At 64.9% G+C, this 12,243-nt stretch carries 12 protein-coding genes and 1 pseudogene; 3 read left to right on the plus strand and 10 right to left on the minus strand.

The window, feature by feature from the left end; translation table 11 throughout:
- Positions 1 to 108 precede the first annotated feature (108 nt).
- Positions 109 to 621 (plus strand): GcrA family cell cycle regulator, encoded by a 513-nt coding sequence (locus C2U70_RS19080; RefSeq protein WP_140979969.1) that lies wholly within the window; start codon positions 109 to 111, stop codon positions 619 to 621.
- A 158-nt stretch (positions 622 to 779) separates the two neighbouring features.
- Here C2U70_RS19080 and phoB read toward each other — a convergent pair whose 3' ends face one another.
- The 10 genes from phoB to C2U70_RS19130 form a co-directional block, all read right to left on the minus strand.
- Positions 780 to 1,493: a phosphate regulon transcriptional regulator PhoB gene (gene phoB / locus C2U70_RS19085; protein WP_140979970.1), complete on the minus strand. Its 714-nt coding sequence runs from the start codon at positions 1,491 to 1,493 to the stop codon at positions 780 to 782.
- A gap of 14 nt (positions 1,494 to 1,507) precedes the next feature.
- A complete protein-coding gene (gene phoU, locus C2U70_RS19090) occupies positions 1,508 to 2,224 on the minus strand; it encodes a phosphate signaling complex protein PhoU (protein ID WP_140979971.1) in 717 nt (238 codons plus the stop codon).
- An 11-nt stretch (positions 2,225 to 2,235) separates the two neighbouring features.
- Positions 2,236 to 3,057 carry a phosphate ABC transporter ATP-binding protein PstB gene (gene pstB / locus C2U70_RS19095; protein ID WP_140979972.1) on the minus strand — a complete coding sequence of 274 codons (822 nt, stop codon included), beginning with the start codon at positions 3,055 to 3,057 and terminating at the stop codon, positions 2,236 to 2,238.
- Positions 3,054 to 3,899 (minus strand): phosphate ABC transporter permease PstA, encoded by an 846-nt coding sequence (gene pstA / locus C2U70_RS19100; protein WP_140979973.1) that lies wholly within the window; start codon positions 3,897 to 3,899, stop codon positions 3,054 to 3,056. Before pstA ends, pstB begins: the two co-directional genes overlap by 4 nt.
- A gap of 1 nt (position 3,900) precedes the next feature.
- Positions 3,901 to 4,890 (minus strand): phosphate ABC transporter permease subunit PstC, encoded by a 990-nt coding sequence (gene pstC, locus C2U70_RS19105; protein ID WP_186294356.1) that lies wholly within the window; start codon positions 4,888 to 4,890, stop codon positions 3,901 to 3,903.
- A gap of 201 nt (positions 4,891 to 5,091) precedes the next feature.
- On the minus strand, positions 5,092 to 6,102 hold the full coding sequence (gene pstS, locus C2U70_RS19110) for a phosphate ABC transporter substrate-binding protein PstS (RefSeq protein ID WP_140979975.1): 1,011 nt from the start codon (positions 6,100 to 6,102) through the stop codon (positions 5,092 to 5,094).
- A gap of 139 nt (positions 6,103 to 6,241) precedes the next feature.
- The gene (locus C2U70_RS19115) at positions 6,242 to 7,540 is read right to left on the minus strand and encodes a sensor histidine kinase (protein ID WP_140979976.1); all 1,299 of its coding nucleotides are present in this window, start codon (positions 7,538 to 7,540) and stop codon (positions 6,242 to 6,244) included.
- A gap of 33 nt (positions 7,541 to 7,573) precedes the next feature.
- Positions 7,574 to 8,629, minus strand: coding sequence for a lysylphosphatidylglycerol synthase domain-containing protein (locus C2U70_RS19120; RefSeq protein WP_140979977.1), 1,056 nt, complete (start codon positions 8,627 to 8,629; stop codon positions 7,574 to 7,576).
- 291 nt (positions 8,630 to 8,920) lie between these two features.
- A complete protein-coding gene (locus C2U70_RS19125) occupies positions 8,921 to 9,226 on the minus strand; it encodes a hypothetical protein (protein WP_140979978.1) in 306 nt (101 codons plus the stop codon).
- Positions 9,227 to 9,230: 4 nt separating this feature from the next.
- Positions 9,231 to 10,625 carry an OmpA family protein gene (locus C2U70_RS19130; RefSeq protein ID WP_140979979.1) on the minus strand — a complete coding sequence of 465 codons (1,395 nt, stop codon included), beginning with the start codon at positions 10,623 to 10,625 and terminating at the stop codon, positions 9,231 to 9,233.
- A gap of 165 nt (positions 10,626 to 10,790) precedes the next feature.
- Between C2U70_RS19130 and C2U70_RS19135 the strand changes: the two genes are divergently transcribed.
- On the plus strand, positions 10,791 to 11,849 hold the full coding sequence (locus C2U70_RS19135) for a polysaccharide deacetylase family protein (protein ID WP_140979980.1): 1,059 nt from the start codon (positions 10,791 to 10,793) through the stop codon (positions 11,847 to 11,849).
- Between the two features lie 313 nt (positions 11,850 to 12,162).
- Positions 12,163 to 12,243, plus strand: a pseudogene (locus C2U70_RS19140) (3-oxoacyl-ACP reductase); the annotation flags it as partial.

Below are 12,243 nucleotides of genomic sequence, written 5' to 3' on the forward strand. Positions count from 1 at the left end.
TTTTCGTGCCCGGCGCGCCTTAAGGGATTCTGACGGCACGGGTTTTTGAAGCTTGGCATCGCCGCGCAGCCCCCGGAAATGGCGGCGCGAGGCGAAGGAAAGGGTGAAATGACGGTTTTGACCTGGTCCGACGATCGCGTCGAGCAGTTGAAGAAACTCTGGGAAGCCGGGCTTTCGGCCAGCCAGATCGCTGCTGAGCTCGGCAACGTGACCCGCAACGCCGTGATCGGCAAGGTGCATCGCCTTGGCCTGTCCGGTCGCGCCAAGAGCCCCTCCTCGGCGGCGCCGCGTCCGCGCAAGGCCCGTCCCGCGCAGCACATGATGCGCGTGAGCCGGCCGATCGCGCGCGGCAACACGGCGCTCGCCCAGGCCTTCGAGGTCGAGGTCGAGCCCGATCCGGTCACCTATGACAACGTGGTGCCGATGAGCCAGCGCCTGTCGCTGCTCGAGCTCAACGAGGCGACCTGCCACTGGCCGGTCGGCGATCCCTCGAGCCCGGATTTCTTCTTCTGCGGCGGCAAGTCGCTCGCGGGCCTGCCCTATTGCGCGCAGCACTCGCGCGTCGCCTACCAGCCGGCCGCCGATCGGCGGCGTGCACCGGCGAAGCCGGGGCCGCGCTGAGCTAGCCCGTTATCGAGGCGCCCGCTGGCACGCGAAGGCGCCTCAACCAACTCGATACCAACTCGATGTCGTCCCGGATCGGCGCGCGCTACTGGACAACGCTACGCGTTGCCAGGGGCGCGCTTGGCCGGGACGACCACTGAGATTGCGGCCGCAGCTCAGCCCGACGTCTGCTCGGCCTTCGCAAAGCGATCGTCCAGCGCGTAGCCGGCGCCGCGGACGGTGCGGATCGGATCCTGCTCGCGGCCGAGATTGAGCAGCTTGCGCAGGCGGCCGATATGGACGTCGACGGTGCGCTCGTCGATATAGATGTCACGGCCCCAGACGCTGTCGAGCAGCTGCTCGCGCGAGAACACGCGGCCCGGATGCTCCAGGAAGAACTCCAGCAGGCGATATTCGGTCGGGCCGAGATCGATCGGACGGCCCGAGCGCGCGACGCGGCGCTTGTCGCGGTCGAGCTCGATGTCGCCATAGGCGAGCACGGTGGCGAGCCGTTCCGGGCTCGCGCGCCGCAACAGACCCTTCACCCGCGCAAGGAGCTCCGGAACCGAGAACGGCTTGACGATGTAGTCGTCGGCACCGGTCGCAAGGCCCCTCACCCGTTCGCTCTCCTCGCCGCGCGCGGTGAGCATGATGATCGGCAGTTGCTTGGTCTCGGTCCGGGTGCGAAGCCGCCGGCACAATTCGATGCCTGACAGGCCCGGCAGCATCCAGTCGAGCACGATCAGATCGGGAATGTGCTCCTTGAGGCGGGTGTCGGCATCGTCGCCGCGCATCACCGTCTCGACGTCATAGCCGTCGCCTTCGAGGTTGTAGCGCAGAAGCTCGGTGAGAGCTTCCTCGTCCTCAACCACCATAATGCGTGCGCCCATGGTGTCGTCGCTCCTTAAGTGTTCGGTACCGTCGTGGCGAAGGTCGTCATGTCGCCCTTCGGACGCTTGTCCGCGATGGCCTGACCTTCGATCATGTAGAACACGGTCTCGGCGATGTTGGTGGCATGGTCGCCGATCCGCTCGATGTTCTTGGCGCAGAACATCAGATGGATGCAGAACGAGATGTTGCGCGGATCCTCCATCATGTAGGTGAGGAGCTCGCGGAACAGCGAGGTGCAGATCGCGTCGACCTCCTCATCGCCCTTCCACACCGCCATCGCCGCCGGCAGATCGTGCGCGGCATAGGCATCCAGCACCGACTTGACCTGCTGCTGCACGAGGTCGGTCATGTGCTCCAGGCCGCGAAACAGCTTGAGCGGATGGAAATCCGTCTCCAGCGCCGCGACGCGCTTGCCCATGTTCTTGGCGAGGTCGCCGATGCGCTCGAGATCGGTCGCAACGCGCATGGCGCCGACGATCTCGCGCAGATCCACCGCCATCGGCTGGCGGCGGGCGATGGTGAGCACGGAGCGCTCCTCGATCTTCTTCTGCAACGCGTCGATCTCGGCGTCGGACACCACCACGCGCTGGCCGAGCGCGACGTCGCGGCGGATCAGCGCGTCGACGGAATCGACGATCATGCGCTCGGCGAGGCCGCCCATTTCCGACACCAGCCGGGTGAGCTCCTGCAGGTCGGTATCGAAGGCCTTTGCGGTATGTTCAGAACCCATGTCGTCTCTCCTCAACCGAAGCGGCCGGTGATGTAGTCCTGGGTACGCCGGTCGCTCGGCGACGTGAATATCTTGTTGGTGTCGTCGAACTCGATCAGCTCGCCGAGATACATGAAGGCGGTCTTGTCGGAGACGCGGGCCGCCTGCTGCATGTTGTGGGTGACGATCGCGATCGTGTAGTTCTCGGCCAGCTCCTGGATCAGCTCCTCGACCTTGGCGGTCGAGATCGGATCGAGCGCCGAGCAGGGCTCGTCGAACAGGATCACCTCGGGCCGCACCGCCACGGTGCGCGCGATGCAGAGGCGCTGCTGCTGGCCGCCGGACAGCGAGAGGCCGGAGGCGTTGAGCTTGTCCTTGACCTCGTTCCACAGCGCGCCGCCGCGCAGCGCCTTCTCGACACGGCCGTCCATCTCGGACTTCGATATCTTCTCGTAGAGGCGGATGCCGAAGGCGATGTTCTCGTAGATCGTCATCGGGAACGGCGTCGGCTTCTGGAACACCATGCCGACCCGCGCCCGCAACAGATTGAGGTCGAGCTTTGGATCGAGGATGTTGGTTTGGTCGAGCATCAACTGGCCGGTGGCGCGCTGGCCGGGATACAGATCGTACATCCGGTTGAAGATGCGCAGCAGGGTGGACTTGCCGCAGCCCGATGGACCGATGAACGCCGTCACCCGGTTGGTGCCGAGCGACAGGTTGATGTTCTTCAGCGCGTGGTGCTCGCCGTAATAGAAGTTGAGGTTGCGCGCGGTGACCTTGGCCGGCGCCTCGGGCAGCGGATGCGAACCGGGATGAACGGTCGGCGCACTCACGGAAACAGACATTTCACTCATTTTGCAGTCCTCTCGGCGCCGAGAATGCGCGCGCCAATGTTCAGGGCAAGCACGGTCAGTGTGATCAGGAGCGCCCCGCTCCAGGCCAGTTGCTTCCAGTAGGCGTAGGGGCTCTGCACGAAATTGTTGATGGTCACCGGCAGGTTCGCCATCGTCTTGTTCAGGCCCAGGCTGAAGAACTGGTTCGACAGCGCGGTGAACAGCAGCGGCGCGGTTTCGCCGGCGACGCGGGCGGTGGCGAGCAGCACGCCGGTAATGAGGCCGGAGCGGGCCGCGCGGTAGGCGATGCGCTTGATCACCAGCGAGCGCGGCAACCCGAGCGCGGATGCGGCTTCACGCAGCGGGTTCGGCACCAGCAGCAGCATGTCTTCGGTGGTGCGGACCACGACCGGGATCACGATGACGGCGAGCGCGAGCGCGCCGGCGATCGCGGAGAAGCCCCGCATCGGCACCACGACCGCGCCATAGATGAACAGGCCGATGATGATCGAGGGCGCCGAGAGCAGGATGTCGTTGATGAAGCGGATCACCGAGGTCAGCTTGTCGTTGCGGCCGTACTCGGCGAGATAGGTGCCGGCGAACAGGCCGAGCGGCGCGCCGATGCCGACGCCGATCACGGTCATGATGATCGAACCGATGATCGCGTTGCGCAGGCCGCCTTCGGTCGAGCCCGGAGGCGGAGTGTCCGCAACGAAGACCTCGAGATTGAGGCCTGCAAGGCCGTTGTAGAACAGCGTGAACAGGATCAGCGCGAGCCAGGTGACGCCGAACGCGGCGGCGCCCACGCAAAGTACGCGGATCACGATGTCCTTGCGGCGGCGGCGGGAATAGATCGGGTTCATGTTACTTCCCCGCCTTCTTTTCCAGACGCAGCAGCATCAGCCGCGCGGCCGCGAGCACGAAGAACGTCAGCACGAACAGCAGAAGGCCGAGCAGGATCAGGCCGGACTGGTGCAGGCCGTCGCTTTCGGCGAATTCGGATGCGATCGCCGCCGAGATCGTGGTGCCCGGCGCGAAGATCGAGGACTGGATGCGGAACGAGTTGCCGATGATGAACGTCACCGCCATGGTCTCGCCGAGCGCACGGCCGAGCGCCAGCATGACGCCGCCGATGATGCCGACGCGGGTGTAGGGGATCACCACGCTGCGCACGACTTCCCAGGTGGTGCAGCCGACGCCGTAAGCGGCTTCCTTCAACACCGGCGGCACGGTCTTGAACACGTCGACCGAGATCGAGGTGATGAAGGGCAGCACCATGATCGCGAGGATGAGAGCGGCGTTGAACAGGCTGAGATAGGACGGCGGGCCGGCGAAGATCGCGCCAAGGACGGGAACGCCGTCAAAAATCTTGATCATAAAGGGCTGGAACGTGTTGGCCAGAAACGGCCCCAGCACGAAGAAGCCCCACATGCCGTAGATGATCGAGGGAATGCCGGCGAGCAGCTCGACCGCCATGCCGATCGGGCGGCGCGCCCATTGCGGGCAGAGCTCGGTGAGGAAGATCGCAATGCCGAGACCGACCGGAATGGCGATCAGCATCGCGATGAAGGAGGTGACGAGCGTGCCGTACATCGGGCCGAGCGCACCGAGAACCGGCGGATCCGCCGACGGTGCCCAGCGCTGCGTCCACAGGAACGACAGGCCGTATTCCTTCATCGCCGGGAAGGCGCCGACGATCAGCGACAGGATGATGCCGCCGAGGATCAGCAGCACCGAGATCGCGCTCAGCCGCGTGATCCAGTAGAATGTGACGTCGCCGAGCTTGAACGCGCTCAAGGCCTTGGCGCGATCATAAGGTCCGGCGTCATCTATCACGTCGCTCTGAACGGCCATTTCTGCCACGCCGATCCCCTCTGGTACTTTACATCATCTGCACGCCGCCGATGAAGGCGGTCTTGTCGACGATTTGGCCCGCGTCGTTCGGGAGCGCCCCCAGGCGCAGGCCGGAATCCGTAAGACGAGACGCCACGGATTCCGTATCTCGCGAAAATGCTCGCGCCTCGGGACACCGGGGCGCGAGCATCAAAGGAGAGCTCAGCTCTTGATGTCGGCAGCCCAGGTCTTCTCGATCTGCTGGACGACGCTGTCCGGCATCGGGATGTAGTCGAGCTCCTCGGCCATCTTGCCGCCGTTCTTGAACGCCCAACGGAAGAACTTGATGGCTTCCTGCGAGGCCGCCTTGTCGGTCGCATCCTTGTGCATGAGGATGAAGGTCGCGGCCGTGATCGGCCAGGACTTCTCGCCGGGCTGGTCGGTGAGGATCACGTAGTAGCCGGGAGCCTTGGACCAGTCGGCGTTGGACGCGGCAGCCTGGAAGGCTTCCACGGTCGGCTGCACCGGCTTGCCGGCCTTGTTGACCAGGCCGGTGTAGGTCAGCTTGTTCTGCTTGGCGTAGGCATACTCGACGTAACCGATCGAGTTCTTGGTCTGGCTGATATTGCCCGACACGCCTTCATTACCCTTGGCGCCGACGCCGACCGGCCATTCGACGGCCGTGCCCTCGCCGACCTTGCTCTTCCAGTCCGCGCTGGCCTTGGAGAGGTAGTTGGTGAAGTTGAAGGTGGTGCCCGAACCGTCCGAACGACGCACGACGGTGATGGCGTCCGCCGGCAGCTTCACGTTGGGATTGAGCTTTGCGATGGCCGGATCATTCCACTTGGTGATCTTGCCGAGATAGATGTTGGCGAGGGTCTCGCCGTCGAACATCATCTCGCCCGGCTTCACGCCCTCGAGATTGACCACGGCAACAATGGCGCCCATGACCATCGGCCACTGCGCAAGACCGTCCTTGTCGAGCTGCTCGACCTTGAGCGGCATGTCGGTTGCGCCGAAGGCAACCGTCTTGGCTTGGATCTGCTTGATGCCGCCGCCCGAACCGATCGACTGGTAGTTCAGACCGTTGCCGGTGTCCTTCTTGTAGGCGTCAGCCCATTTCGAATAGATCGGGAACGGGAAGGTCGCGCCCGCTCCGGTGATGTCGGCCGCGAAGGCCGACGTCGATGCAGCCATCAAGCCAGCAGCGACGATTGTTTTGATGAAGTTCATGCTGGTCTCCAACAGGGAGCGAAGCGCCAATGCGCCCGATCGCGCTCCCGTGCCGCCCCTTTAGGAGCGGTCGATAGTGCTTTTACGAAGGTTTCGTGACGGCTGGATGACAGGAGCAACCCATTGAAATCGCTTGATTTTAGGCACTCACGGGAGTCCGGGCCTGGGGAAAACAGGCGGTGAAAGTGGCGCCCTGTTTGGGCACGCTTTCGATCAAAAGACGGCCGCGGTGACGGTTAAGAATATGTTTCACCAGCGATAATCCGAGGCCCGTCCCGCCCTGCGAGCGGCTGTCGCCGACATCAACCCGGTAGAAGCGTTCGGTGAGCCGCGGCAGGTGCTCCGGAGCGATCCCGGGGCCGAAATCGCGCACCATGACGCGGATTTCCGGCGAGCCGTCCGGCGCCGGATTGGTGCCGAGCGAGACCACGACCCGGCCGCCCGAGGCGCCGTATTTCAGCGCGTTCTCGATCAGGTTCTCGAACAGGCGGAGCAGCTCCTCGCGGTCGCCCGCGATCATCACCGCCTGCTCCGGCAGATGGGTCTCGACCTCGACCTGGCGCTCGCGCGCCAGCGGCTCGAGCCCGTCGGCGACCTGGCGGATGATCGGGATCAGGTCGACCAGCGTGTCGGGCCGCACATGCGCCGATAATTCGACCCGCGACAGCGACAACAGATCGTCGATCAGGCGCGCCATGCGGGTGGCCTGGTTGTGCATGATGCCGAGGAAGCGCTCGCGCGCCTTGGGATCGTCCTTGGCCTGCCCCTGCAGCGTGTCGATGAAGCCGGAGAGCGCCGCCAGCGGCGTGCGCAATTCGTGGCTGGCATTGGCGACGAAGTCGGCACGCATCTCCTCGACCCGGCGCAGCGGCGTCTGGTCGTGGAAGGTCATCAGCATGCACTTGTCGGCGCCGCCGAACGAGGTCGGCACCGTCACCGGCGTGATGATCAGCTCCATCCAGCGATCGACCGGCACGTGATCGAGGTAGACGGCGCGGCGCTGCTCGGTGGTCGCGATCGCCTCGCGCAGCGCCGTGATGATCTCCGGCGAGCGCAGCGCGAATTGCGCGAGCTCGTTCTTGCGCAGCGCCGGCGCGAGCTGGGCCGCGGCGGCGTTGAGATGGATGACGCGGCCGGCGCGGTCGAGCAGCACCGTCGGATCCGGCATGCCGGAGACGACGGCGGCCACGGCTGCGCTCTCGACCGGGCTGCTACGGCGCACGTCGTCGCGAGAGGCCGCGTTGTCGTGCAGCCGCCACGGGATCAGCGCTGCGGCGGCGATGCAGAGGAAGACGACGATCGCCGGCGACACCGACAACTCCCCGAGCGAGACCACGACCGAGAGCGCAAGCGCCGCCGCGATCAGGATGATCGCCGAGTGCCTGAGCCGGTCGGACCAGGGCTGGACCGAGGGAGAAGAGTGGGCGTCTAACGCCATCGGGGCAGGCTTCTCCTCAATTGGTTCGGCGGGTCAGGCGCTCTTGTCGCTGCGTTCCCGCGCATAGGCGGCCGTGGGCGGCGGGCCGGGGTCGAGCTTGAGCGCCGCCTGGCGCAGCCGTTTCGATCGGGCGCCGATGATAACCTCGCGAAACGTCAGCAAGATTACAGATATGACAAAGGGTGAAAGATAATAGAGGACGCGGAACAGCAGCATGCCGCCGAGCAGCTCCTCCCGGTCCATCTGCCAGAGCCCGACCAGCATGGCGGCATCGAAGACACCGAGCCCGCCGGGCGAATGGCTGGCGAAGCCGAGCAGCGTCGCCGACACGAAGATCACGGCGACGACGACGAAGCCGAGATTGGGCTCGTCCGGCACCAGCACATACATCGCCAGCGCACAGAAGCCGAGATCGACGATGCCGATCGCGATCTGCAGCAGCGTCAGCGGGCCGCCCGGCAGCACCACGGTCCAGGGCCCGCGGCCGACGACGCGCGGCTGGGTCCAGACCCAGACCACATAGGCCACGAGGCCGGTGATGATCATCAGCGCCAGGGTCCGGTTCAGCCAGGGCGGGAGCTGGTCGATCGAGGCCGCCGCCTCCGGATGATATGCGATGCCGAGGCCGAGGACTGCGGCGTTGCCGAGCCAGAAGGTGAGGCCGGCGAGGAAGCAGATCTTCGCCACGTCGATCGCGTTCAGGCCCCAGGCCGAATAGATGCGGTAGCGCACCGCGCCGCCGGTAAAGACGCTGGCGCCGACATTGTGACCGATCGAATAGGAGGTGAAGGCCGCAAGCGCGTTGATGCGGTAGGGCACGTGGGCGTGGCCGATCGCGCGGGTCGCAAACAGATCGTAGAATGTCAGGGTGAAATAGCCGGCCATGACGAACAGGGCTGCAAGCGCGATCTGCCTCGGCTCGGTGCTCTTGATGGCCTCAACGACTTCGTTGAAGTCGATGCCGCGCAGCATGTGGAAAAGCACATAGCAAGCGATGCCGATGACCGTAACGCTGATCACCACTCCCAGCTTATGCAGGATTTGCTTCTGGCGCAGAAACGACATCGCTCTGCGTATGGCTTCCAGCATCTAGACCTCGAACAACGCTTCAGCGGCCAGCTTGGCCGGCGAACCGGCGGGCGACGACGAACCCCTGACGTCGGCTCCGGCTTCGCGCATGCCCCCCGCCCCTCCAGTAGCGCGTTTTGGGACGAAGTGGAATTCGCCTGTGCGATTAAAAACGCGTTCCTTCAAGGTATTAGGGGGATTGACTGTTAGCCTCATGCACAGTTTGGCTGCATTCCCTGCAACTCCCTGCCGAATCTTCGGCTGCATCCTGCGCATGGTGGGTGAAGATTTGATGATTTGACCCCGGTCGCGTCAGGATGCCCCAGGCGCGGGCTGGCTGCGGGACACCACGATATCGCGCAGCCAGGCGCCGATGGTGCAGCCGACGAGGTAGCAGGCGAACATGATCAGGCCGAGGTCGAGCCAGTAGCCGAAGCGGCCGGGGACCACGCGCCCCAGCGCCACCCCGACCAGGGCGGCAACCAGCACCGCCAGCCAGCGTGCGGTCGCCTTTGAGGTGCCGTTACCGCGCTGGACCACGGAAATCCATCCCATCGCGAGCCCAAGCAGCAGCGAACCGATCAGCCAGCCCCAATGGAACGACAACAGATAGGGCATCGTCTCACCTCACCAAAAATTCGATGCGGCGGTTTTGCGCCTTGCCTTCATCGGTATCGTTGCCGGCGACCGGCTGCGTGCTGCCGTAGCCGACAGCCGCGAAGCGATCGGCCGGCAGGCCCGCCTTCACCAGATAGTCGATCACCGCCTGCGCGCGCTTCTCGGACAAGGCCTGATTGAAGCCACCCTCGCCGTCGGCATCGGTGTGGCCGGCCACCTCGATCTTGGTGTTGGGACAGCGTAGCGCCGTCTCGATCAGATGGTCGAGCAGAGCAGCCGAATCCGGATCGATATTGGCGCGCTTGGGCTCGAAGCGGATTCGGCTCTTGCCCAAAATCTCGGTGAAGAGCTGCTGGCACACGGTGCCGTCGACCGGCCCCGCGGCGGGCTTCACCGTGATTTCCGGCTTGTACTGCCAGGTCTTGGGAAAGTCCTTGCCGAGACCGGCGCGGATGTCGGCGGCCGCGCCTTCATAGAGCGCATCGCCCGACAGTTTGACCTCGCGATCGCTGACCACGAGCGTTCCCGTCGACAGCCGCGACAGCGCGCCGAGCGCGGCGACCACCGAGCCGCCGAACGAGGCTGGCGCACCGATGCTGGCCTTGAGATTGTCGACCACTTTCTCATTGAAGAATTTTCGCGCCGCCGCGGTCGCGATGGCGGCATGCACTTCGTTGCTGGGCACATAGCCGGTCAGCGTCACCGTTGCGGCGACCGGATCCTTATAGGCCTGGAAGACATAGGGCGGCGCCTTGACCTCGTTCGAGGCGACCGAAAACCCTTCCGGCAGATTCTTCAGCGCGGCTGATATCGCTTCGCGGCCGCCGAGATCGCGCGCCATGCCCGACAGCGAGATCTTGGTGTCCGAGATCGTGATCTTGCCGTCCTTCAGCTTGCCGATCTGGTCGAGCAGCAGCATCGCGACATTTTCGAAGCGCAGCGGCGCGCCGCGCGCCAATCCCATCTGGTCGGCGACCTCGACCCCGGGCACCTCCTTGCGGGCCGCCTCCATCAGCCGGCTCTTCATGGCCGGCAGCGGCGCGCTACCTGACAACGTCACCCGGACCACGTCCCGCTCGGCGTTCCAGACAAACGGTTTGGCTTCCTGGACCAGGCGGGTCTGGTCGTCGACCAGGCGCACGCCCGGCACGTTTTCCACCGCCATGACGGCGTCCCGGCGGCCCTCCTCGGAAAAAGCCTGCGCCGCCAGGCTGACATCGCGGCCATCGACCACGATCCTGGTCTTGTCGAGAACGGTGTCCTTCAGCGCGGCGGCGCTGCGCGCAGCGAGGTCGGCTTCGACAGGCAAAGTGTTGTTCCAGGCCGCAAATCCCCACATGACGGCCAGCGGGATGAGCCCCGGCCACCATTTGCTGGCCCACCTGAAAAGCTTGTGCATTCGACGACCTGAAACTCTGGAACCGGAGACAAAACAAACCCTTGGCGGGCTGTCAAACCGGAAATGCCGACCCTGTGAAGGCCCAATGTGGGCATTAGGAATAACTTTTTCTTCAAGGGTCGTTCCGTAAGTTAGGGGCGGAATGCCAGGGGTCGGCCAGCCTTAATGAAATATCTGCGGAACAACGTCATTCGCGTCGGGCTGGAAGCACTTTACTTCAGCGGGGCGCACCACCTCCTGCGGCCGCTGCTGTCGGGCGTCGGCGCCATTTTCATGCTGCATCAGGTGCGCCCGCCCCGCGAGGGCGAGTTCCAGCCCAACCACCATCTCGAAGTCGCCCCCGAATTCCTGCGCGCCACGCTCGACCATCTGCGCTCGCGCGACATCGACATCATCTCCATGGACGAGGTGCATGAGCGGCTGGTGCAGGGCAAGTTCGCCCGGCGCTTCGCCGCCTTCACGCTCGACGACGGCTATCGCGACAACCGCGATTTTGCGCTGCCGGTGCTGCGCGAATTCGACGCGCCGTGCACGATCTATGTCGCGAGCGACTTTGCCGAAGGCGTGGGACGCCTGTGGTGGATCGCGCTCGAGGCCGTCATCGCAAAGACCGACCTGATCGAGGTACAGATCGGCAATTCCGCGCTTCGTCTCGACGCCTCGACCGCGCAGACGAAGCAGGCGGCCTATGATCGGCTGCACGACTGGCTGCGCGCGCTGCCGGGCGAGCATGATCTGGAGCGCGAGATCGGAGCGCTCTGCGCCCGCTACGGCGTCGACATGCCCGCACTGTGCCGCGAGCTGTGCCTGTCCTGGGACGAATTGAAGGCGTTCGCCGACGAGCCGCTGCTCACGATCGGCGCGCACACCATCACCCATTGCAATCTCGCCAGGCAAAGCGAGGAGATGGCGGCGCAGGAAATGGCCGCCAGCAAGGTCCGGATCGAGGCCGCGCTCGGACGTCCCGTGCAGCATTTCGCCTATCCCTATGGCGATCGCGACGCCGCCGGCGAGCGCGAGTTCTCGATCGCCGCAGCCGGCGGCTTCAAGACCGCTGTCACCACGCGGCCCGGCATGCTGTTCGCCGAGAATGCCGGGCACCTCACCGCGCTGCCGCGCGTCTCGCTCAACGGCAACTATCAGGACACGCGCATCCTGCCGGTCCTCACCTCCGGTGCTGCCACGGCGATGTGGAACGGCTTTCGCAGGATCGCGGCGGCCTAGGCGTTATTCTCCGCTGTCGTCCCGGACAAGCGGAGCTCCTGACAACGCGCAGCGTTGTCCGGAGCGAAGCGCCGATCCGGGACCCATACCGCGGAATCCATCCATTGCGGTCGGTAGAGGTACCGAACGACAAGTCTTCGTCAAACGACTGCCTGGGGTTATGGATCCCGGATCTGCGCGCGCTCCTGGCGCGCTTGTCCGGGATGACACCGTGAGATGAGCTGCCGTAGCATTACCCTCTCGCTTCGTTACGGCCGTTCCTTGACTCCCTCCCCCCTCGCGCTCACAACGAGCGGAAACCAAGGGAGGCGTCATGTTCAAGGATTTGTTTTCGCTCAAGGGCCGCGTTGCGCTGGTGACCGGCGGATCGCGCGGCATCGGCAAGATGATCGCG

Origin of the sequence: Bradyrhizobium guangdongense, from assembly GCF_006483445.1 — a bacterium.
Classification (GTDB): Bacteria; Pseudomonadota; Alphaproteobacteria; order Rhizobiales; family Xanthobacteraceae; genus Bradyrhizobium; species Bradyrhizobium guangdongense_A.